24 protein-coding genes and 1 tRNA gene are annotated in these 20397 nt (G+C 71.2%); 8 read left to right on the forward strand and 17 right to left on the reverse strand.

The features are described from left to right. Positions 1–607 (forward strand): chromate transporter (locus QOL99_RS05930; RefSeq protein ID WP_285522241.1); only part of this gene is annotated, 607 nt, incomplete at its 5' end. A 134-nt stretch (positions 608–741) separates the two neighbouring features. Here QOL99_RS05930 and QOL99_RS05935 read toward each other — a convergent pair. Both QOL99_RS05935 and QOL99_RS05940 read right to left on the reverse strand, forming a co-directional pair. After that, on the reverse strand, positions 742–1041 hold the full coding sequence (locus QOL99_RS05935; protein WP_285522243.1) for a YkgJ family cysteine cluster protein: 300 nt from the start codon (positions 1039–1041) through the stop codon (positions 742–744). Between the two features lie 71 nt (positions 1042–1112). Continuing rightward, positions 1113–2225 (reverse strand): pyridoxal phosphate-dependent aminotransferase, encoded by a 1113-nt coding sequence (locus QOL99_RS05940; RefSeq protein WP_285522245.1) that lies wholly within the window; start codon positions 2223–2225, stop codon positions 1113–1115. Positions 2226–2295: 70 nt separating this feature from the next. Here QOL99_RS05940 and QOL99_RS05945 point away from each other — a divergent pair, with 70 nt between their 5' ends. Together QOL99_RS05945 and QOL99_RS05950 are read left to right on the forward strand one after the other, a co-directional pair. After that, positions 2296–2928: a TetR/AcrR family transcriptional regulator gene (locus QOL99_RS05945; RefSeq protein WP_285522246.1), complete on the forward strand. Its 633-nt coding sequence runs from the start codon at positions 2296–2298 to the stop codon at positions 2926–2928. Continuing rightward, a complete protein-coding gene (locus tag QOL99_RS05950) occupies positions 2925–3245 on the forward strand; it encodes a hypothetical protein (RefSeq protein ID WP_285522247.1) in 321 nt (106 codons plus the stop codon). The genes QOL99_RS05945 and QOL99_RS05950 overlap by 4 nt, the downstream gene beginning before the upstream one ends. 57 nt (positions 3246–3302) lie before the next feature. Here the strand turns inward: QOL99_RS05950 and QOL99_RS05955 are convergent, their stop codons facing one another. Next, positions 3303–3980, reverse strand: a complete 678-nt coding sequence (locus tag QOL99_RS05955; protein WP_285522249.1) for an SRPBCC family protein — start codon at positions 3978–3980, stop codon at positions 3303–3305. Between the two features lie 98 nt (positions 3981–4078). Then, entirely contained in the window at positions 4079–4435 is a 357-nt protein-coding gene (locus tag QOL99_RS05960) for a hypothetical protein (RefSeq protein ID WP_285522250.1), read from the reverse strand. Positions 4436–4549: 114 nt separating this feature from the next. Between QOL99_RS05960 and QOL99_RS05965 the strand changes: the two genes are divergently transcribed. The 4 genes from QOL99_RS05965 to tmpR all read left to right on the forward strand — a co-directional run bounded on the left by QOL99_RS05965 (position 4550) and on the right by tmpR (position 8229). Then, entirely contained in the window at positions 4550–5446 is an 897-nt protein-coding gene (locus QOL99_RS05965) for a DMT family transporter (protein WP_285522252.1), read from the forward strand. Continuing rightward, complete coding sequence (locus QOL99_RS05970) at positions 5443–6939, forward strand: ABC transporter permease subunit (protein ID WP_285522254.1); 1497 nt, start codon at positions 5443–5445, stop codon at positions 6937–6939. The genes QOL99_RS05965 and QOL99_RS05970 overlap by 4 nt, the downstream gene beginning before the upstream one ends. A gap of 154 nt (positions 6940–7093) precedes the next feature. Further along, on the forward strand, positions 7094–7501 hold the full coding sequence (locus tag QOL99_RS05975; protein ID WP_285522257.1) for an NUDIX domain-containing protein: 408 nt from the start codon (positions 7094–7096) through the stop codon (positions 7499–7501). Continuing rightward, positions 7498–8229 (forward strand): bifunctional dihydropteridine reductase/dihydrofolate reductase TmpR, encoded by a 732-nt coding sequence (gene tmpR, locus QOL99_RS05980; protein WP_285522259.1) that lies wholly within the window; start codon positions 7498–7500, stop codon positions 8227–8229. Before QOL99_RS05975 ends, tmpR begins: the two co-directional genes overlap by 4 nt. Before the next feature lie 447 nt (positions 8230–8676). Here tmpR and QOL99_RS05985 read toward each other — a convergent pair whose 3' ends face one another. From QOL99_RS05985 to QOL99_RS06005, 5 genes are all read right to left on the reverse strand, one after another. Then, positions 8677–9654, reverse strand: a complete 978-nt coding sequence (locus QOL99_RS05985; RefSeq protein ID WP_285522261.1) for an asparaginase — start codon at positions 9652–9654, stop codon at positions 8677–8679. After that, positions 9651–9854, reverse strand: a complete 204-nt coding sequence (locus QOL99_RS05990; protein ID WP_285522262.1) for a hypothetical protein — start codon at positions 9852–9854, stop codon at positions 9651–9653. Before QOL99_RS05990 ends, QOL99_RS05985 begins: the two co-directional genes overlap by 4 nt. Continuing rightward, on the reverse strand, positions 9851–10780 hold the full coding sequence (hemC, locus tag QOL99_RS05995) for a hydroxymethylbilane synthase (RefSeq protein WP_285522263.1): 930 nt from the start codon (positions 10778–10780) through the stop codon (positions 9851–9853). Before hemC ends, QOL99_RS05990 begins: the two co-directional genes overlap by 4 nt. 81 nt (positions 10781–10861) lie before the next feature. Next, positions 10862–11389 carry a DinB family protein gene (locus tag QOL99_RS06000; protein WP_285522265.1) on the reverse strand — a complete coding sequence of 176 codons (528 nt, stop codon included), beginning with the start codon at positions 11387–11389 and terminating at the stop codon, positions 10862–10864. Next, positions 11386–12393 carry a tRNA dihydrouridine synthase gene (locus QOL99_RS06005; protein ID WP_285522266.1) on the reverse strand — a complete coding sequence of 336 codons (1008 nt, stop codon included), beginning with the start codon at positions 12391–12393 and terminating at the stop codon, positions 11386–11388. Before QOL99_RS06005 ends, QOL99_RS06000 begins: the two co-directional genes overlap by 4 nt. Before the next feature lie 164 nt (positions 12394–12557). On the opposite strand from QOL99_RS06005, the gene QOL99_RS06010 reads away from it, so the two are divergent. Continuing rightward, positions 12558–13064, forward strand: coding sequence for a GNAT family N-acetyltransferase (locus QOL99_RS06010; RefSeq protein WP_285522268.1), 507 nt, complete (start codon positions 12558–12560; stop codon positions 13062–13064). 73 nt (positions 13065–13137) lie between these two features. Here QOL99_RS06010 and QOL99_RS06015 read toward each other — a convergent pair. The 8 genes from QOL99_RS06015 to QOL99_RS06050 form a co-directional block, all read right to left on the reverse strand. Next, positions 13138–13213: transfer RNA gene (locus tag QOL99_RS06015), tRNA-Lys, on the reverse strand. Between the two features lie 108 nt (positions 13214–13321). Next, positions 13322–13843 carry an HNH endonuclease gene (locus QOL99_RS06020; RefSeq protein WP_285522270.1) on the reverse strand — a complete coding sequence of 174 codons (522 nt, stop codon included), beginning with the start codon at positions 13841–13843 and terminating at the stop codon, positions 13322–13324. A gap of 61 nt (positions 13844–13904) precedes the next feature. Beyond that, positions 13905–14303, reverse strand: a complete 399-nt coding sequence (locus tag QOL99_RS06025) for a hypothetical protein (RefSeq protein ID WP_285522272.1) — start codon at positions 14301–14303, stop codon at positions 13905–13907. Next, complete coding sequence (locus QOL99_RS06030) at positions 14290–14607, reverse strand: hypothetical protein (RefSeq protein ID WP_285522274.1); 318 nt, start codon at positions 14605–14607, stop codon at positions 14290–14292. Before QOL99_RS06030 ends, QOL99_RS06025 begins: the two co-directional genes overlap by 14 nt. Before the next feature lie 200 nt (positions 14608–14807). Further along, the gene (locus QOL99_RS06035; RefSeq protein WP_285522275.1) at positions 14808–15344 is read right to left on the reverse strand and encodes a hypothetical protein; all 537 of its coding nucleotides are present in this window, start codon (positions 15342–15344) and stop codon (positions 14808–14810) included. A gap of 568 nt (positions 15345–15912) precedes the next feature. Beyond that, on the reverse strand, positions 15913–18612 hold the full coding sequence (locus QOL99_RS06040; protein ID WP_456318844.1) for a DEAD/DEAH box helicase: 2700 nt from the start codon (positions 18610–18612) through the stop codon (positions 15913–15915). Positions 18613–18721: 109 nt separating this feature from the next. Continuing rightward, entirely contained in the window at positions 18722–19549 is an 828-nt protein-coding gene (locus tag QOL99_RS06045; protein ID WP_285522277.1) for a hypothetical protein, read from the reverse strand. 62 nt (positions 19550–19611) lie between these two features. After that, a partial coding sequence (locus QOL99_RS06050) for a hypothetical protein (protein WP_285522278.1) occupies positions 19612–20397 on the reverse strand: 786 nt, incomplete at its 5' end.

Raw genomic sequence — 20397 nt, forward strand, 5'->3', positions numbered from 1 at the left:
GGTGCCCGTCTCGCGGCGGGTGGGAGCCGGGCTGCTCGCGCTGTGCGGGGGGCTGCTGCTGGCGCTGCCGCTGCTGGGGGCGCTGGGACCGGGGTGGGCGCTGTTGGGCACCACCTTTCAGGCCGGGGCGCTGGTGTTCGGGGGCGGGCACGTGGTCCTACCGCTGCTGGAGGCGGGCTTCGTGCCGGAGTCCGTCACGCCGTCCACCTTCCTGGCCGGATACGGGGCGGCGAACGCGGTGCCGGGGCCGCTGTTCACCTTCGCCACCTACCTCGGCGCGGCGCAGTCGGCCCTGCCCGCCTGGGCGGGGGCGCTGATCGCCACGCTGGGCATCTTCCTGGCCGGGGGCCTGCTGATGGCGGGGGCGCTGCCCTTCTGGGCCGCCCTCTCCGCCCGGCCCGCCGCCCGCTCAGCGCTGGCGGGGCTGAACGCGGGGGTGGTGGGGTTGCTGCTCGCGGCGCTGTACCACCCGGTCTTCACGGCGGGCATCCGGGAACCGCGTCACCTCGCGCTGGCGCTGCTCGCCTACGCGGCCCTCACCGCCGGGCGCCTGCCCGCGTGGGCGGTGGTGGGGGCGTGCGCGGCCCTGGGAGCAGTGCTGTTCTAGAACATTGGACAGAATGACGGCCCCCGGGGAACGGCGCCCCAGGTGCCTCCATTCTGCCCAATGTTCCTGTCCCATTCGCTCGCTCTGCTCGGCCAACGAATGCGGAAACCCACCGCCTTCTTATGGCAAATGCTCTAGAGCCGGGCTTCCCCCTCCAGCCCGTAAATTTCCAGAAAGCGCCGCACCCGCGCCTTCAGCGTGGGGAGCGGCGCGACCTCCCCGCACACCCAGTCGGGCTGGTAGCCCCGGCACACGGCGGGCCGGGCGGCGTACACCGCGCACAGGCAGTCGGGCCGCAGGTGGACGCACGGCACCCCCAGCGGCTTGCGCAGCGCGTGGATATCGGGCGCCGAGCAGCACGCCCCGCACGCCGTGCAGCCCCGGACGAGGGACGAGCGCGGGGCGGAGTCGGGGGGTGGGGTGAAGGCGTCCATAGGGGGAGGGCGGTCCCGCCGAGGCTAGCGCGTGCGCCCCGGCCCCAGCGTGACCGCCCCCGCGGACAGGGTTACTTGTCCGACTGAACGTAGGCCCGCGCCGCCGCGAGCAGCGCGTCGTTCTCGGCGGGCGTGCCCACCGCCACCCGCAGGCAGCCTGCCAGCCCCGGCAGCGAGTCCTGACGGCGCACCACGATGCCGTGCGAGAGCAGGTGGCGGTAGGCGGCCTCCGCGTCGGGGGTCCGCAGCAGGTAGAAGTTGGCCTGGCTGGGGAGGGAGTGCCAGACCGGGTGCTCGCCCAGGGCCGCGAAGACCCGCTCGCGCTCGCAGCGGACCTCGGCGGCGCGTTCGGCCACGTAGCCGGGGTTCTCCAGGGCGACCTCCAGCGCAGCCTCGGCCAGCACGCCGATATTGAAGGCGGGCACCAACTTGCGCAGTTCGGTCGCGAGCGAGGGGCTGGTCAGCGCGTACCCCAGCCGGATGCCCGCCAGCCCCCAGCCCTTGCTGAAGGTCCGCAGGCTCAGGCGGTTGCCGCCTTCCCGCACCAGCGCCCGGTAATCCGTGCCGCTGTATTCGCCGTAGGCCTCGTCCAGCACCACGATCCAGTCCTGGCCCGCCGCCTCCACGACCTCGCGCACGGCCTCGGCGCGGTCCACGTGCCCGGTCGGGGCGTGCGGCTGGGTGATGTACAGCACGCCGGGGGGCTGGGTCCGCAGGGCCTCCACCAGTCCGGCGACCGGCAGCGAGAAGTCGGGGTTCAGCGGCACCTGCACCAGCCGGGCGCCCAGCATCTGCGCTTCGAGGGTGTAGACGGCGAAGGTGGGGCTGACCGTCAGCACCGTCTGCCCGATGCCCGCGAGTTCGGTGAGCAGCTTGATCAGCACGTTGCTGCCCGGCGTCATCACCACGCCCGCCTCGTCCCACCCGGTCAGGGCGGCGAGGCGGGCGCGAATCCCCTCTGCCCCGAGGTCCGGGTAGCGGTTCCAGGGGCGGCCGAGCATGCGGGCGGCCGCCTCTGCCTTCAGCTCGGCTGGAAAGTCGTAGGCGTTCTCGTTCTGGTCGAGCTTGACCGGCACGTCGAGCGGCGTGAAGGGGTAGGCGGGCACGGTCCGCACGGCGTCGCGCACGCCTGCCGGGGCCGTCTGCTGGGCCGCCGGGCCGGGAAGGGAAGGGATGGAGGTCATGCCGTCCGTTCTAGCACCCTGCCCCCCCGCAAGGCCGTGCTACCCTGCCCGCACGCCGCCGCGTCCCCCCATGACGGACCCCACTGCCCCCTCCCTGACCCCCACCCCGCCCGCGCGGACACGCCGCGAGCAGATTCACGAGGTCGCCAGCCGCCTGTTTTCCCAGCGGGGCTACCACGGGGCCAGCATGCGCGACCTCGCCGCCGAGCTGGGCATGCAGGGGGGCAGCCTGTACGCGCACATCAGCGGCAAAGAAGCCCTGCTGATCGAGATCGTCGAGCAGGCCGCCCGGCAGTTCGAGGGGGCGCTGCTGGACCTGGGGACCGACCCCCGCCCCGCCGACGAGCGGCTGCGCGAGGCGATGGCCCGGCACCTCACGGTCGTCGCGGGCAACCTGGAGAGCGCGACCGTCTTCTTCCACGAGTGGAAGCACCTCTCGCCGGACGCCTACGCGCGGGTCACGGCGTGGCGCGACACCACCGAGGCCTTCTACCGGGGGCTGGTCGCCCAGGGGGTCCAGGAGGGGGTCTTCCGCGCCGATCTGGACGTGAAGATGACCGCCAACCTGATTCTCTCGGCGGTGAACTGGTCGTACACCTGGTACCACCCCGGCGGGCGGCTGAGCCCCCGCGAGGTGGCCGACCGCTACGCGGGGCTGCTGCTGGGCGGGCTGCGGGCGCCGCCGCAGGAGGGCACCCCATGAGCCACCCCACCGTCACCGTCCGCATCCGCGACGCGCTGCGGTACGCGCAGGGCCGCGCCCAGCGGCTGGGGCGCACCCAGCAGCTCGAACTGGGCGAGAACCTGTTTATCCGCATCGGCCCCGGCGGGCGCAAGTTCCTGCTGTTTTGCCTGGAGGGGGAACCCGAACAGAGCACCGCCCGCGCGGTGGCCGAGGCGCTGGGCCTGCGCGACCCGCAGTACGGCTGGCACCAGGGGGCGACCCTGCGCTCGCTGACGGTGGTGGAAGCGGGGGCGGAAGCGACGCCCGATGCGGAGTTGGATCAACCGGACAGCTAACACAGAGAAGGGCGGCCCCCACACTGGGAGGCCGCCCCTGTCGTGCTGCGCCGGGCCTCAGTTGACCGGGTTGGCGCCCTCGAAGGTCTGCTTGAAGTTCTGGAGGTCGTCGGCGATCTGCTGGCTGGGTTCCTCGCCGAACAGCTTGGCGACGGCCGCGCCCAGCGCCCCGGCGGGCGGGCGGTACGACAGCGCCACGTGGATGCGGGTGCCGCCGCCCGGCAGGGTCTCGAACTGCACGCTGCCCGCATTGTCGACGGTCGCGCCGGGCAGCGAGTGCCAGCCGATGCGCTCGCCGGGCTTGTCGTTGACAATCTCGGCTTCCCACTCGACGTGGGTGCCCAGCGGGGCCTTGGCGACCCAGCGGCTGCGGCGCTCGTCGAGGACGGTGACGCTTTCCAGGTGGCTCATGATCCGGGGCAGGTTCTCCAGCTGGCGCCAGTAGCCGTACACCTGATCGGCGGGGCGGTCGATCACCACGCTGTGCTCCACAAAGATGGGCTTGGCCGCGCCCGCGTTTCCGCTGAGGCCCGCCGCGCTCATCACGGGGTCGTTGCCCGTCGCGCCGCGGTAGGCGAGGTAGCCGCCCGCGCCCGCCATCAGCAGACCCATCAGGCCCTTTTTCCGCAGACCCAGAATCATCAGGGCCGCGCCCGCCGCGCTGCTGATCATGCGGCCCTGGTCCATGCTCTTGCCGTCTTCCTTGCTGCTGCTGTTGTCCATGTTCGCACTCATCGCCTGTTCCTCCGTACCGGGCAGTCTAGGCCCGGCTTCCCCGACCCTGAATTAATCCTTGCCCAACTCACATTTAGGTGCCGTGACTGGGGGCAGGGTCAGCGGTCACCCTGGCGGTCGTTGCCGCTCTGGCCGATCACGTCGGCGCCGTCGGCGGCCTCGTCGCGGGTGGTCAGGCCGGGCTGCAGCATCCCGCTGTTGTCGGTCTGGCGGGCGGGGTCGGGGGTGGCGGCCATCCCGTCCGCGAGCGACTGCTGCGCGTGCTGGTCGGTCACGTCCCCCGCCGCCGCGCGGTCCGCCCCTGTCTGGGGGCCGCCGGGCACCGTGGAGTCGAGGTTGGTGTTCGTGTCGGGCGCGTTGTCTGCGCCCATGTAAGACGCGCCGTGGGTGCCGGTATCTATCTTGTCGCCGGTGTTGTTGTTGGTGGTGTCGTTGGTGCTGTTGCGGTCGTCCATGCTGGGACCTCCTGGGAAAAGACTGCTGTGCCCATGCTCCCGGCTGGGCGGTCAGGAGCGGATGTGCCCGCCTTGGCGGGCCGCTCACGCTCGGGCCGCGCTAGGCTGGCCCTCATGACGACGCGGGTGCCCCGGGTGGGCCGTCTCGACCCCCTCTCGCTGGGCGCGATTCTGGTCACGGTTCTGTTCTGGGCTTCCGCCTTCGCGGGCATCCGGGCGGGGCTGAGGGCCTTTTCGCCGGGGCACCTCACCCTCTACCGCTTTCTGGTGGCCGCCGCCGCGCTGATCGTGTACGCCCTCTTCGCGCGGATTCCGCCGCCCCGCCGCGCGGACCTGGCGCCCCTGTTCGGCCTGAGCCTGCTGGGCATCACCCTCTACCACGTCTGCCTGAACTACGGGGAGGTCAGTGTGTCCGCCGGAACCGCCAGCCTGATCATCGCGGCGGGGCCGGTGATCACGGCGCTGCTGGCGACCCGCTTTTCGGGCGAGCGGCTCAACGCGCTGGGCTGGCTGGGCACGCTGGTCAGCCTGAGCGGGGTGGCCCTGCTGGTGCTGGGGCAGGGCGAGGAGGTGGGGTTTGCGCGGGGAGCGGCGCTGATCCTGGCGGCGGCCCTCTTCACCAGCCTGTATTTCGTGTTTCAGAAGCCGCTGCTCGCGCGGATGGGACCCCTCCCCTTCACGGTCTGGAGCCTGATCGCGGGGACGCTGCCGCTGCTGGTCTTCCTGCCGGGCTTCGGGACGGCGCTGGCGGGAGCCCCGCTGGAGGCGCACCTGGCCGTGGTCTATATCGGCCTGTTTCCGGCGGCGCTGGCCTACCTGACCTGGACCTTCGCGCTCTCGCGGGTGGGGGCGAGCGCGGCGACCTCCTTCCTGTACGTCTCGCCCGTGTTCGCCGTGCTGATCGCGTGGCTGTGGCTGGGCGAGGTGCCCACCGGGCTGACGCTGCTGGGCGGCGCGGTGGCGATCGCGGGCGTGGTGCTGGTGAATACCCGGGGAAGGCCCGCCGCATGAGCGCCCCGGAGAAGGTGGGAACGGGCGACGGCCAGACCGCCATCCGCCTGACGAGGGTCACGGTGCGGCTGGGCGGCGAGACCGTGCTGGAGGACGTGACGCTGGAGGTGCCCCACGGCGAATTCCTGGCGGTGATCGGGCCGTCGGGGAGCGGCAAGAGCACGCTGCTGCGGGTGCTGGCGGGCCTCTTGCGGGCCGGGGAGGGCCGGGTGGAGGTCGCCACGCCGCCCGCGCTGATGTTTCAGGACGACCGATTGCTCCCCTGGCGCACGGCGCTGCGGAACGTGGCCCTGCCCCACGACCTCGGCGCGGGCGGGGGGCTGGAGGCCGGGGAGGCGCTGAAGCTCGTCGGGCTGGAGGGGTACGCGGGCTACTACCCGGCGCAGCTCTCGGGCGGGATGCGGGCGCGGGTGGCCCTGGCGCGGGCGCTGGCGCAGAGCAGCGACGTGCTGCTGCTGGACGAACCCTTCGCGGCGCTCGACGCCCTGGTGCGCGAACGCTTCAACGCCGAACTGCGCCACCTCCACGACAAGACCGGGCGCACCACCGTCCTCGTGACCCACTCCATCCGCGAGGCGGTGTGGCTGGCCGACCGGGTGGTCGTGCTGCGGGACGGGCGGGTGGTGGACGAACTCGACACCCGGGGCGAGGGCCGCGTGACCGCCTACACCGACGGGCTGGAGGCGCGGCTGCGGAACCTGCTGGGCACCGGCGACTCCACCCGGCTGCGCACCGACCCCCCGGCGCGGCTGCACCTGGGGGCACTGGCTCCGGTCGGGGCGATCGTGGTGGGGCTGGCGCTGTGGGAGCTGGGAGCGCGGGCGCTGGGGCAGCCGCTGCTGCTGCCCTCGCCGGGGCAGGTGTGGGGGGAACTGCTGAGCACGCCGGGAGAGTTCCTGTCGTTCGCGGGAGCCACCGCCGGGGTCACGCTGCTGGGAGCCTTGCTGGGGTCGCTGGCGGGCGCCCTGATCGGGTATCCCCTCGGCAAGTCGCGGACGCTGGAGCGGCTCCTCAGCCCCTTCGTGGTCGCGGCGCAGAGCACGCCCATCGCGGTGCTGGCCCCGTTGCTGATCACCTGGTTCGGCTTCGGGCGCTTCCCGGCGGTGCTCGTGAGTGCCCTGAGCGCCCTCTACCCTGTCATGGTCGCCACCATCGTCGGCGTGCGCGAGGTCCGGCGCACCGACCACGAACTGTTCTCCACCCTGCGGGCGTCGGGCTGGCAGCGGCTGACCCGGCTGGAGTTGCCCTCGGCCCTTCCCGTCATGCTGGGGGGGCTGCGGCTGGCCCTCTCGCTGGCGCTGATCGGGGCGGTGGTGTGGGAGTTCGTGAGCAACCAGCCGGGGCTGGGGTTCGCGGTCAACCAGGCCCGCGCCTACTACGACACGCCCCGGCAGTTCGCGGCCATCGCGCTGCTCGTCGGGCTGGGAGTGGCCCTGTACCTCGGGGTCGCGGCGCTGGAACGCCGGGTGCTGCGCTACCGGCGGGCGCGGTAGGTCAGCGGCTGGGGCGCCCGCCGGGTCCGGGCAGAATCCAGCCCCGGAACAGCGGCGCGGGACTGCTCAGACCCGGCAGCAGACCGAGAGGGAGTGCCGTGGCCCAGAACATGTCCTGCAATTTACCCACCGCCGCCCCTGTACCCTGCCGCACATGGACAGACCCGTCGTGTGCGTGGGGGCGTTGGTGTGGGGACCGGGAGAGCGCGTACTGCTGGTAGAAACGACCAAGTGGCGCGGCCTGTGGGGCGTGCCCGGCGGCAAGGTGGACTGGGGCGAGACGCTGGAGGCGGCGGTGACCCGTGAGCTGCGGGAGGAGACGGGGCTGGACCTCACCGACGTGCGCTATGCCCAGACGCAGGAGGCGGTCCTCAGTCCCGAGTTCCACCAGCCTGCCCATATGCTGCTGGTGGACTTCTTCGCCCGCACCGCTTCGCTGACGGTCACCCCCAACGAGGAGATCGTGGACTGGTCGTGGGCCACGCTCGACGAGGCGCTGACCCTGCCGCTGAACACCTACACCCGGACACTGGTGGACCTGGCCCGCCGGGAGGCCCGGTGACCCAGGCTGGAGGCAAGGGCACTGCCCTCGTCACCGGCGCGGCGCGGGGCATCGGGCGGGCGCTGGCGGTCGCGCTGGCGGGGGAAGGGTACGCGGTCGCCGTCCACTACCGGGGCAGTCAGGCGGACGCCGGGGAGACGGCCCGGCTGTGCGGGGAGCGGGGTGTGCCCGCGACCACCCTTCAGGCCGATCTCACCGACCCGGCGCAGGCACGGGCGCTGGTGGCGGCGGCGCACGGGGCCTTCCCTGGCCGGGGCCTCGCCGTGCTTGTCAACAACGTCGGCAACTATGTCCACAGGCCGCTGCTGGAGACCACCGACGCCGAGTGGGCCGACATGCTGGGCAGCAACCTGACCGCCACCTTCGCCACCTGTCAGACCGCCGCCCCGCTGATGCGGGAGGCGGGCTTCGGGCGCATCGTCAATCTGGGCTACGCGGGCGCCCGGCACCTCGTCGCGCGGCCCGGCATCGTGCCCTACGCGGTGGCAAAGGCGGGGGTGCTGCACCTCTCGCACGCGCTGGGCCGGGTGCTGGCGGGCACGGGCGTCAGCGTGAATGTCGTCTCGCCCGGCGTGATCGAGACGTCGGTCAGCCAGCCCCTGCGCGAGATTCCGGCCGGGCGGGTGGGCACGGTGGAGGAACTCGTGGACGCCGCGCTCTACTTCGTGCGGGCCAGCGACTACGTGACCGGGCAGGAGCTGGAGGTGGCGGGGGGCTGGAACCTGTAGCGACACGGGCACCCTGGTCTCCTCCGGGCAGCCAGAGCGCGTTCTCGCCGCTTACGACGGGTTTCTGGTGGGGCGGGGAGAAGGAGGCCCTCCCCCCAGGGGAGAGTGCCCCTTGTACAGCAAGGGAAGAGGGGCCCCTCTCTAGAGCATTTGTCAAAAAGAGACCTTCTTTTTGACCGAGCGGACTGGCACAACTCCGCAGGAGAGTGAGTGAGTTTTGCCGAGGATTTGGGGCTTGCAAAGCTCCGCAGGAGAGAATGGAGCCGTGAGGGGTGCTCTTCCTCTCATGGCGTAATTCGGACAAATGCTCTAAAGCATTTGATAGAATTACGGCCCCCGGGGAAGGGCGCCCCAGGTGCCTTCATTCTGCCCAATGCTCTTCTTCAATTCGCTCGCTCCGCTCGGCCAACGAATGCGGAAACCCACCGCATTCTTATGGCACATGCTCTAAAACTCCCCCGCTCCGAACACTCCCCGGATCTCCTCCAGCCCGTGTCCCAGGCTGAGCAGCAGCAAGAGCAGCAAGCGGGCCTTGTGGGCGTTCAGGAAGCTGGCGGGAATCGCCCCGGCCGCCACCAGGGTCGCGCCGCCGCCGGGGTAGCCGTAGACGGGCAGGATCGGCCCCGCGTGGGTGCGGGTGGCGATCACGACGGGCTGCCCGGCCCCGGCGCTCGCGGCGACGAGGGGCAGCAGCTCGGCGGGAAGGTTCCCGGTGCCCAGCGCCGCGATCACCAGCCCGTCGGCGCGGGCAGCGGCCCCTTCGTAGCCCTCGCCCTGCCAGCCCGCGTAGGCGTAGAGAATCTCCACGCGGGCGCCCAGCCGTGCGGGCGCGTACACCGGCCGCGCTTCCGGCCGGGCGAAGAAGCGCAGGTGGGCCGTCTCGCCGGTCCGGTCGATGCGCCCGATGGGACCGGGATACCCGCCGAAAGCGTCCACCGCGCTGGTGTGGACCTTCGTGACCGTCCGGGCGTCGAAGAGGTCGCCGCCGAAGACCACCAGCGGGCCGCGCCCCCGCGAGTCCGGGTGCAGGGCGACGTGCGCCGCGTCCAGCAGGTTGCCGGGACCGTCCCAGGACACCTCCTCGGCGTGGCGCATCGAGCCCGTCAGCAGCACCGGCGTATCGGTCGCCAGCGCGAGATGCAGGAAAAAGGCCGTCTCCTCCAGCGTGTCGGTGCCGTGGGTGACCACGATGCCGTCGGCGTCCGGGGCCAGCCGCTCGATCAACCGGGCCAGCCTCAGCATGTGCTCCGGCGTGACGTGCGGGCTGGGGAGGCGGAAGGGCTGGTGGGCCGTGACCGTGACGCCCGGCAGTCCCGGCACGGCGGGCGCCTGCTGCGGGGTCAGGCCGGGGCCTCCCGGATCGGGGCGGCTGGCGATGGTCCCGCCCGTGTGGATCACGGCGAGGCGGCGCCCCGCCAGGGTCACTTGCGGCCCCGGATGCGGTCGGAGACGACCACCCACCCGGCCGCGACCACGAAAATCGCCAGCGTGAGGGGCCACTCGGCGCGGGCGGCGTCCGCGAAGTCCAGCCCCGCGCGGGTGCGCTGCCACACGCCGATGCCGAACCACAGCCCCGCCGCGAGCAGGGCGACGGTCAGGACGCGGGGCCACCTGCTCCGGTTCAAGGCCGGGCGGCGTCGATCAGGGCCGCCGCGCCCTGACCCAGCATGTCGGCGGCGAGTTCGGCTCCCAGGTCGGCGCACTCGGCCGGGTCGCCGGAGGTCGTCGCGCGGATGACCTTGGAGCCGTCGAGCGCCCCCACCCAGCCTTCCAGGGTCAGCACGCCGCCCGCCACGGTCGCGTGGGCGCCCACCGGGGCCATGCAGCCTGCTCCCAGCCCGGCCAGGAACTCGCGCTCGGCGGTCACCCGGTCGTCGGTGAGGTGGTCGTGAATCGCGTAGGCCACCTCGATGGTCAGGTCGTCGTCGGCGCGGGTTTCCAGCGCCAGGGCCCCCTGCCCCGGCGCGGGCAGCAGCAGGTCCGGTTCCACGAACTCGTCGATGCGGTGGCGCATCTCGGTGCGGATCAGGCCCGCCGCCGCGAGGATGATCGCGTCGTAGTCGGGCGTGCCGATGGCCGCGAGGCGGGTGTCGATGTTGCCCCGCAGGTCGATCACCTGAAGGTCGGGGCGGTACGCCCGCAAGAAAGCCTTGCGGCGGATGCTGCTGGTCCCCACCCGGGCCCCCTCGGGCAGGTCCGCGAGGCGTTTCATGCCCTCCTTGCCGATCAGGACGTCACGGGCGTCCACCCGCCTGGGAATGGAGGAGACTTCCAGGCCCCCCGGCTGCTCGGTGGGCAGGTCCTTGAGGGAATGCACCGCGATGTCGATGCGGCTGCCCAGCAGGGCTTCCTCGATTTCCTTGACCCAGAAGCCCTTTTCACCCTTCTGCGCCATCGCTTCCAGGCTGCCGCGGTTGCGGTCTCCCTGGGTGCTGATGGTCTGGATGCGGAAGTCCGTCTCCGGCCACTCCTCTTTCAGGCGCGAGACCACCCAGCGCGTCTGCGCGAGCGCGAGCGTGCTGCCGCGCGTGCCTACCGTCACCGTCCGCATAACCTGGGCAGTATAGGGGCAAGTCCTCCTCCCGGCCGGGACAGGGGCCGCAGTTGGGCCGGGTTCATCCCTGGGCCGGGGTCAATTCTGCGCCGGGGCAGCCTGGGGCCGCACGAAGCGCAGGAAATCCAGCCACGGCGGGGTGTGTCCCAGCATCCGGATCAGCAGGGCGATCTGGGCCGTGTGGCGCACCTCGTGGGTCATGACATGCCACATCAGGCCGTCCACACTGACGGTCTCGCTCCGGGGGTCGTCCTGAATCAGCCTGACCCGGCGCTCCAGATCCGGGCCGCTCTCCAGAAAGGCGCGGGTGCGCTCCTGCACCTCGCCCGCGTACTGGAGAATCCAGCCCAGCGCGTAGCCCTCGGCCCGGGGGCGCACCCAGTCGTGGGGATAGCGGGAGGAGACGCCCTGCCCACCCCGCGCCACATCGTGAATCCAGTGGTCCTCCACGTCCACGACGTGCAGCAGCAGGTCCTTGATGCAGTGAAAACGGTCGCCGCCCTCGATCAGGGGCTGGTTCAGCTCGCTCTCTGGGAGCGCCCGCAGGAAGTTGTGCAGCTCCTCACGGGCGCCGGACAGGTAGGTGAAGTATTCACGGACGTTCATGGGCGCCCCACAGCATACGCCCCGGCCTCCACGGGCACGGCAGGCACGGCGGCCCCGTCCAGCAGGGGCGCGAGGGCCGCCGCCACGTCCGCCACGGTGTCCACCTGCACCAGCGCGTCACGCAGCTCGGGATGGTCGGGGAGGTAGCGGGGCAACACCTTGCGCAGCGGGCGCACGCTGGCGAGGCCGAACCGGTCGGGGCCGTAGAAGGCGACGTGCAGCTCGGCGTGCCGTAGGACCGTCCGGGCCCGCTCGGCGGCGGGCGGGAAAGCGCCCTCGCCCGTCGCCAGCGCCCGGAACAGCCAGGGATTGCCCACCGCCCCGCGCCCGATCATCACGGCGGCCACCCCCGTTTCCTGCCGCCGGGCACGGGCCTGCGCGGCGGTCCCGATGTCCCCGCTGCCCACCACCGGCACCGGGACCGCCGCCGCCACCCGCGCGATGGCGTCCCAGTCGGCCTCACCGGTATACCGCTGGGCACTGGTGCGGCCGTGCACGGTGATCAGCGAGGCGCCCGCTGCCGCCAGCCCCTGCGCGATCTCCACGCTGCGGTTCTCGTCCCAGCCCAGGCGAATCTTGGCGCTCACGTCCAGCCGGGTCGCCCCGCGCATCGCCGTGATCAGCGTGTAGGCCACCTCCGGCGTCTGGAGCAGGCAGGCCCCGCCGCGCCCACGCACCTTGGGCACCGGGCAGCCCATGTTCAGGTCGAGGGCGGCGGGAGCAAACCACGCCTCGGCGCGGCGCACGGCCTCGGCCAGGATGTCTGGCTCGGCGCCGAACAGCTGCACCACCCGGCCCTGCTCGCCGGGGTAGGGACGGCCCAGGGTGAGTTTCTCGGACTCGCCGCCCAGGACCAGCCCGCGCGAGCTGATCATCTCGCTGACGGTCCACAGCGCCCCCTGCTCGGCGGCAAGCTGGCGCAGGGGTGCGTCGCTGTATCCGGCCATCGGCGCGAGGACGGCGCCCGGAGCCTGAAGTCGCCGGGCGTAGAAACCGGGGGTCATCCCGGGAGGGTAGCGCACCCCCTGCCCCCGGCGGGTGAAGCGAGGCTCAAGCGGGGTCTGCGGGGCAATTCACGCTCCGGCCCAGGAGGGGGGGCGTATGCTGCGGGCCGTCCGGTTCTCCTCTCTGCACTCTGGTCCCGCCCACCGGACGGGAGGCATCCACCTTGAAGGCGACTCCCCTGACCCTCCAGCACGCGCCGCTGCTGCACACGCTGTACGCGGCGGCTCCCGGTTACTTTGCCCTGCTCGGCACCCGCGTGCCTACCCCCGCAGAGGTCACGCGCGACGTGGAAATCGCCCTGCTCGACCCTCGCCGCCGCCTCGACCTGCTGCACGACGGCTCGGGCGAGTGCGTGGGCAGCCTGGATTACAAGCTCGACTACCCCGACCCCGGCGACCTCACCATCAACCTGCTGCTGATTCGCGAAGGCCGCCAGTCGCAGGGCTTGGGCGAGCAGGCCGTGCGTGACCTGGAAGGTCGGCTGCCCCCCGGCACGGCCCGCATCCTGGCGAGCGTGCTGGGCGACAACCCGCGCGGCGCCCGTTTCTGGGAGCGCCAGGGCTACACCTTCGCCCTCGACGCCCGCCCGGTGATGACGTGGTACGCCAAGACCCTGGCGACCCCCACCCCCCAGTCGGGCCGCCGGACGCTGAGCCTGGCGGGAGACTGAGCCGGGGAAGCTGCCTGGCGAAGCTGCCTGCCGGGGGCATGAAAAACCCCCACGCGTGGTGGGGGTTCCGGTCTGGTGGGTCGTGTAGGAATCGAACCTACAACCCGCTGATTAAGAGTCAGCTGCTCTGCCAATTGAGCTAACGACCCAGAAGTGCTGTTCCCCGCTTATGGCTCCAGCACGTGCTCGGGCCCCAGCGGCGAAGGGAAAGATATCACCGCGCCGGACACCTTGCAACCCTGGGGAGTGAACGATTGTCAGTCCGGCAGACTGGCCCAGAGTTTCCCGTTTCTGATTCCCGCGATGGCGCGGTCGCTCACCCCAAACTGCCGCGCCAGCTGGGTGGCCAGACCCCAGCGGGCCGGCTGTGCCCGGATGAACCGCACGTCGTCGGGCGAGAGCCTGGCGTGGGGGTTGATGGCCCCGGGGATACTCCGCCGGTTGCCGCGCCCACGCTCCTCCCGGTCCAGGGCATTGTCCCGGTGGGTGCCCAGATCGAGGTGCCCGAGGTTCACGCAGCGGGGATTGTCGCAGGTGTGACGCAGGATCAGGCCCTGCGGCGGCATTCCGTGGTGGGCCAGCAGCCAGGCCACGTGGGTCGCGGCGTAGCGGTGCTGCGCTCCGTGCCCGGCATGGGTGATGCTGATCATGCCGTAACCCGACGTGCTGCGCGCGCCCTGCCAGTCCCAGCACTCGTGCGGCAGCACGTCCGGGTCGACCTTGGCCCAGAAGCGGCGGCGCAGGCTGACCGGGTCCTGCACGTCGGCCAGTGTGCGCACGCGGGGAAGGCTGGTTTCTGGCATATCCCATGGTCGCAGACTCCAGGCAGGCAGCTGTGAATTAATCCGTCCGTGCCCGTCGTCCCCGGGGTTGCCCCCGGACCTGCTCCAGATGCAGCGCCAGCAGCACCCCCGCGAGGGCCGACGGAGGCAGGCCCATCCCGGCCCGCCAGAACAGTTCGCCTCTCCCTGACCTGCTGTGGACCTGGTGGGACGCGAGCCGCCGCCGGGCCTGGTCCGGCCAGAGTTCCGCGCAGCCGCTCAGCATGGTCCGGGCGGTGAACCACCCGCCGGGCAGCCCGGGAGGCGGCCGCCACACCTCCACACCATCTCCTGGCGTGACGCGCAGGGGGAGCAGCTCACGCGCCCAGCGCTCCACTCCGGCGAGAGCGGCCGGGGCCAGGGTGGAGGGGTCACGCTCCCGCAGGGCCCGCAGGAGCGCGATCTCAGGGCTGGACATGGCCGAGCCTCCGCGCACGCGCCAGGTAGACCTGCGCCAACGCTGAGGCCCCCGTGGCATCGGCCCGGTTGCTCCAGCTCAGCACCGCCACGCCCTCGGGGACTGGATACCCGCCCCACGGGTGCACCAGGTGGTCGTCGAGTGCGCTCAGCACCAGCCTGGGCAGCAGGCGGGCCGCAACCTCGAGGGTGTGCCGCGTTCGGAGCCATGCGGGCTCAGGCACACCCCTGGGGTTGACCCATTCCGGCCACACCAGCGCGGGCGGCATGGGCGCAAGCACCTGCACCGGACCCACACCGCTCACGAGCGAGGGCAGACCTGCAGTGATGACAGGAACAAGCTGACCCCAGGGGAGCCGGGATTCTCTGAGCCATTCCGCTGCAACAAGCGCCCCCCGCACCGCTTCGAACTCGTGACCAGCTTCCGACATGACGCGCGCACGCACCGCGGGGAGCTCAGGCCCACGCACCTGCTGCGCCAGCCTCAGCACGTCGTCACTGCGGGTCATGCGACACCTGCGGGAGTCGTAGGAACCAGATCAACGGTGATGTGACCGAGTTCCAGCGCGCGCATCAGGAGCATCTGCGCGAGCGAGATTGCGCCAAAGCTGGCACCACCCTGGGTGCTCCAACCCAGCACCGCGGTCGTTTGCGAGGGAGTTGGCTGAGCGGGAACCACCACCTCACCGTCGATCAGTTCGAACACCTCGCGCGGCAGGAGTCCGGCGGCGAGCTCGAGGGTGTCCCGGAACTGGTGCCAGCGGTCGCCGGTGGCACCTGAGGGCGGCGTCCACCTTGGCGCGTGCTGAACCGAAATCTGGGCCGGCGAGACCTGCACCGTCCCCAGCACCTGCACCAGCAGCGGCAGAGTTGGGGTGATGACTGGGCTGAGCTGATCCCAGGCGAGGCCGACCCTGTCCAACTGATGCGCCAGCAGCAGGACCGTGCGCAGCTCGGAAAGTTGCCTGTTGACTTCACGCAGCATGTGCACACGGTCTGACGGCAATCCCGACGGCTGCATCACGTCGTCTGTGCGGGTCATATGGGACCTGCGCTGCGACGGGGGGAGCTGCACCTGTGCGTGTTTGCGGGGGGCTTATGTTCCATGCCCTTGTTCTGGGATGGTGGCTCGTTTCTCCTGGTTCCGGTCTCGGTCCTGTGCAAAAGGGGGCCACTTTCTCCGAACGGAAACCGCGCACACAATGCAGCGATCTACGCCGACAGCGCGGGTGAACGTGAGAGAAAGCGGCCGCAAAGAGGACCAGGACTCATCGCAATATGAAACTTTTTCATCGCGCCAGGAACCAGGCATTTCTGATGCAGATTCGTATGGAACCAGGCATCAAATCAGGCAATCTGCACAGGCGCTGATTGGTGGGGAGCTGCGCCTATTGCACGGCAGGCGCTGACCCTGACGTATTCGTGGACACGCGCAGAGGTTGCTCAAGTTGAAGGCGCTGGCTGACCCTGGTCAAGGCTTCTGCGCTGGCTGACCCTGATCAAACTTGGGGCACGCATGGACCCTGATCAATCTTGGGCCACGGCGCACCCTCAACAAAAAGAAGACCCGCTCGGGCCCGAGCGAGTCTGCGGTGTGCGTGCGAGCTGGCCTACTCTGCGCGGTCCCCCATCAGGTAACCCGTGAGGAATGACGTGACCTGCAGGCGGTCCTCGTCCAGCGCGGTGCCGTCCGTGACTGCCGCAACCACGCCCCTCTTCTGCTCGCGCAGTCGGAATACCCCCTCGTCCATGGTCCCTTTCGCCGTGAGGTTGACCACCTGAACGTCCCGCGTCTGCCCGATGCGCCACAGCCGGTCCTGCGCCTGTTCCTCGTCACCTGGAGCCCAGGACTCCTCGGCGATCAGCATGTGGGCACACTCGGGACCTGCCCCCTGGAGTCTTTGCAGGCAGAGGGTATGGCCGGTTTTCCCGGCCTCCATCGCCAGCACCATAACCATGACCTCGCGGTGGTTGAACGCCCGCTTGGCCTCCTCGACGGCCCGCACCGTCATACCGCCCTGGATACGAACCGCACCCAGCGGACCACACAGCTGCTCGACGACCTCGCGGTGATGGGCGACGATCACGACCTGTTCGCCCTGATCCACGAGCGCCTGAGCGCGCGCGACTACCTGGGAAACCTTCGCGAGACCCAGCACCTGACGCACGTAGCCGATCTGCGGGAGGATGGTCTCGGTGCTTGCGCGGATCCGGCGCCCGAACTCCGAGGGCGTCAGCGTGACACCCTCTGCGGCGGCGCGGCGGGTGATCACGTCCGCGATGAAGGTCTGGAAGTCGCTCACCGCCCGGTCGTAGGCAACCTGCCCCGCGGCGTCCAGCGTCACGCCCTCGGGCGCACGGCCCGTGCTCAGGTCGAGGGCGGAGACCCCGTTGATGATCTTGTTGCCCATCTGCCCAGAACGCACCAGATCGGCTTTCGTGCGGCGAATGTAGACGCCGCTGCTGTTCAGCCGCTCGTTCAGTTCCTGGGTGTTGCTGGCCCCGTCGTAGACCTTCTTCGTCTCGCCGTACCGTACGGTCTGCCAACGCGGGCCGCAGTAGCGCTCCAGGAAGGCGCCCGCGCCGCCGAACTGCCCCTCCGCGCCGAGCATCCTCAGCAGCGGCAGCAGCTCGACCGGACGGTTGACCACGGGAGTCCCGGTCAGCAGCAGCACCATCCCGCCCTGCCCGCGCACGGTGCCGCTGAGGGCCATCGCCGCTTCAGCCCTCGCGCTCCCCTTCCCGCTCTTCCCGTAGTGCGCCTCATCGACCACCAGGGCGTCCGGCTTCCAGGCACGCAGGTCGGCCGCCCGGTCACTCAGGACCGACCAGCCCAGCACCACCACGTCCACGTCCGCGGGGACGGGCGCGGAGCGGGTGCCCTCCATGATCCAGACGCGCCGGGTGCCGTCGGTATGTTGCTGAAACTCCCTGACCCAGTTGCCGGTGAGCGAGTTCGGGCAGACGACCACCGAGCGGCGGGCGCCCAGGTGCAGCAACGCGGCGACGGAGGTCAGCGTTTTGCCCAGCCCCGGCGCGTCCGCGATCAGCAGCCGGCGCGTGATCTCGAGCATCCGCACAGGCGCGCTCTGGTGCGGCATGAGCGGCGTGGTGATGCCGGGAATGCACAGGGGGGTGAGGTCATCGCGGGCCGCCAGCGCCTCCGTGCGGGCGGCAGCGGCCTGCTCGGCGGCCTGGTCCGCGGCCGCGGCGGCCTCCTCGGCCCGTACGGTCAGGGCCACATCGACGCGGAGGCCGGCCTTCCGGGCGGCCGCGAGGGCACCGGGGAGGTCCCCGGCAGGCAGGTGCCAGCAGCGCGAGTCACCGTCCCACCGTGCGCCGGCGGCCTTCAGGACAGCGGCGGTGGGTGGATCGTAGGGGAACCGGAACTCCACGCGGCAGCCCTGCAGGGTCACCTGGGGAGTGCGGGCGGCAACCTCGGCGGCGGCGCGGGCCGCGGCCTCACGCTGGGCCGCTTGCTGGCGCTCGGCCTCGGCGACCCCAGCCGCGAGTTCCGGGAGGCTGGCCCGCTCCGCAGGCGTCAGCAGCACAGGGACGCCGTGGGTTTCACAGAGCTCGAGCACTTCGCGGTGGGCCGTCACGCTGAACGTCTCGCGNTGGGGAGTGCGGGCGGCAACCTCGGCGGCGGCGCGGGCCGCGGCCTCACGCTGGGCCGCTTGCTGGCGCTCGGCCTCGGCGACCCCAGCCGCGAGTTCCGGGAGGCTGGCCCGCTCCGCAGGCGTCAGCAGCACAGGGACGCCGTGGGTTTCACAGAGCTCGAGCACTTCGCGGTGGGCCGTCACGCTGAACGTCTCGCGGCGCGTGTCAGGGTCCCAGCGACGGGTCGGGATCCCGCGGGTGTCGGCGGTGCGGTCGGCGTCGTATCCCGCACGCAGAACCAGGGTGGTGCCGATCAGACAGAGCCCACTATCCCCACGGCGCTTCGCCGACTCGATGCGAGCGGCATCGCGCACGCTCTGAACCTGCTCGGGGGTGGGGACGGGCAGCGCATCGGTGTCGATCCCGTAGTCCGTGAGTTGACGACGGTAGGTGCGGGTCAGCTCGAGCGCGACGGTGGTCTCGGTCTCGGTCCACTGCTCGCTGGGCTGCGCGGCGAGGTAGTTGCCGAGGCTGGCGTCGGCTTTGCTGAAGCCCTCGCCGTCACGCTGGGCAGCCCCGTCGCAGTGGCTGGAGAGGGTGGCGAGGGCGCGGTGCAGGGTGAAGCGGAGGCTGGAGGTGAGGAGGTGCTGAGCCGTCATGGGTCTCCCGGGATGGACGCTCCGGAGGATTCCGCTGGTGGTCTCGGTCATTCCTGGTGATGTTCGGGAGTGCAGTGGGTTCAGTAGTGGGCAACCGGCAGTAAGGAGCGTCTATGTCTAGAGTATCGCACTAAACATGACAGCGCAACCTAGAGCCCGTTCAGCCTGGGCCGTTCTTCCGCTTGCGTAACTGCGAGGCCGCGTTGGCGTTGGCCTTCCATGGCCGGTGCTGCTGCGCATCCAGGAGCTCAAGGCCCAGGTGCTTATACTTCTTCCCCTTCACCATCTGGACGGCGGCGTGGGCACTGGGGGCCCGGAGGACCGCCACGGTGCGCGGTTCAGGACTCTGGAGTTCGAGCAGCTCCCAGAGAGGATCGGCCTCCCCCTCACGCGGCAGAGCGGGGATCCCGGGACGGTCGCCGGCGGCCAGGGGGCGCTCCTCCAGGGGAAGGGTGCTGCCGTGGCCCCCCGTGCGCCGGAGGGCTCCCCGGCTGATGACGCGCCCCGGTCCAGCGGTCCAGGCCTCCACCGTGAACGCGTGGAAGACCCCGCTCCAGCCGCGCTTGATCACGATCCGCTCTCCCCAGCCCTGCCCGAACTCCTCGAGGAGCTCCAGCAGGGCCGCGTTGATCAGCGACACGCGCGTGTCCGGATCCAGCGGCTGCGGCCGCTGGCCCTCACCGGCCAGCCGACGGGCGTCCTCGGTGCGCAGGGGCAGGAGCACCGCCAGCGCCTCGGGCAACGTCCAGGCGAGCTGCACGGTGGGGCCGCCCGGCTGTGGGGGCGCAAACCGCTCGCCGCGCTCATACCGCTGCAGCACGCGGATCAGGGCCGCGCTCCGGGTGAGTTGATCCGAACTCTCCCGGATGGTCTCGAGCCGGGGATCCAGCCGCGTCGGCAGCGCGACGGTGATCAGGTGACCGGGCGGCCGGCGCGTGCGGGCCGAGCCAGTTCGCACGGACGGGGGAAGAACCGGGATGGGATCCATTGGGTTCATCATGCCACCTGGACCCTCCCGCTATGACCAGCGTAGGGGGTTCTACTGTCCAGTCACCCTCCCGGTCGCCGGGGATCGGGGGGCGTCTCGGTCACTGCGGCGGGAAGGCAAAGTGGACGCTGGAGCCGGTCACCTTCCCTGGCCAGCAGCCCCCTCATCCGCAGCCGAACCAGCGCGGCCCCGATCACGGCGCGGAGGTCCGCTTCAGGCACGCCCGTGAGTTCGGGCACCAGACACCGCAAGGAGGGGGGAGTGGCCGGCAAACCCAGGTCCAGGCCGTGGGCGACCAGCAGATCTGCGCCGCCCACCCCCAGCGCGGGCAGGCCCCCCTGCCGGACGGCTTCGCGTCCACGCGACAGCCACTGGTCCCGGCTGACCCGGGTCAGGCGCGTCCCCAGCGGATCGGCGGCTCTCGTCAGGGCCGCCGCACTCCAGCGGTGCACCGCGTCCGCGTGACCGTGGCAGATGGGACACAGACAGATCAGGTCCTCGGGGCGGCACCGGGACGGATCGTTGCCCCGGTGGGCCGCCTGACCGCCCCGGCTGACCCGGCGCTCGACCCGCACCAGACGTCCCTGGGCATCGTAGAGTTCGGCCCGGTAGAGAGAGCCCCGGCGCAGGCCGCAGCCCTCGCACCGGCCACCCTTGCTCCGGACGAACTCCCGCGCGAGGTCCGAGGGAGCAGCCTTATCGCGGAAGCCGCGGGCGTAAACCGGATCCAGGGCCCAGGGCTCCCCGGGCCGCGGTCGAAAGGCCAGGCTGGTGGGGAGATCACCGGGCAGCGGCAATTGCAGGAGGCTCTTCCTGGATTCCGGGGAGCTGAGGGGTAGCGGGGGTAA

This window comes from Deinococcus rhizophilus, assembly GCF_030271215.1.
Classification (GTDB): domain Bacteria; phylum Deinococcota; class Deinococci; order Deinococcales; family Deinococcaceae; genus Deinococcus; species Deinococcus rhizophilus.

Coding starts and splice junctions, on each gene's coding strand:
- QOL99_RS06045 (WP_285522277.1), bottom strand. CDS start 19,549: ATGGATCCCATCCCGGTTCTTCCCCCGTCCGTGCGAACTGGCTCGGCC.
- QOL99_RS05960 (WP_285522250.1), bottom strand. CDS start 4,435: ATGGACGACCGCAACAGCACCAACGACACCACCAACAACAACACCGGC.
- QOL99_RS06000 (WP_285522265.1), bottom strand. CDS start 11,389: ATGAACGTCCGTGAATACTTCACCTACCTGTCCGGCGCCCGTGAGGAG.
- QOL99_RS05940 (WP_285522245.1), bottom strand. CDS start 2,225: ATGACCTCCATCCCTTCCCTTCCCGGCCCGGCGGCCCAGCAGACGGCC.
- QOL99_RS06005 (WP_285522266.1), bottom strand. CDS start 12,393: ATGACCCCCGGTTTCTACGCCCGGCGACTTCAGGCTCCGGGCGCCGTC.
- QOL99_RS05955 (WP_285522249.1), bottom strand. CDS start 3,980: ATGAGTGCGAACATGGACAACAGCAGCAGCAAGGAAGACGGCAAGAGC.
- QOL99_RS05975 (WP_285522257.1), top strand. CDS start 7,094: ATGGACAGACCCGTCGTGTGCGTGGGGGCGTTGGTGTGGGGACCGGGA.
- QOL99_RS05945 (WP_285522246.1), top strand. CDS start 2,296: ATGACGGACCCCACTGCCCCCTCCCTGACCCCCACCCCGCCCGCGCGG.
- QOL99_RS05970 (WP_285522254.1), top strand. CDS start 5,443: ATGAGCGCCCCGGAGAAGGTGGGAACGGGCGACGGCCAGACCGCCATC.
- QOL99_RS06035 (WP_285522275.1), bottom strand. CDS start 15,344: ATGACCCGCACAGACGACGTGATGCAGCCGTCGGGATTGCCGTCAGAC.
- QOL99_RS06025 (WP_285522272.1), bottom strand. CDS start 14,303: ATGTCCAGCCCTGAGATCGCGCTCCTGCGGGCCCTGCGGGAGCGTGAC.
- hemC (WP_285522263.1), bottom strand. CDS start 10,780: ATGCGGACGGTGACGGTAGGCACGCGCGGCAGCACGCTCGCGCTCGCG.
- QOL99_RS05935 (WP_285522243.1), bottom strand. CDS start 1,041: ATGGACGCCTTCACCCCACCCCCCGACTCCGCCCCGCGCTCGTCCCTC.
- QOL99_RS05950 (WP_285522247.1), top strand. CDS start 2,925: ATGAGCCACCCCACCGTCACCGTCCGCATCCGCGACGCGCTGCGGTAC.
- QOL99_RS05965 (WP_285522252.1), top strand. CDS start 4,550: ATGACGACGCGGGTGCCCCGGGTGGGCCGTCTCGACCCCCTCTCGCTG.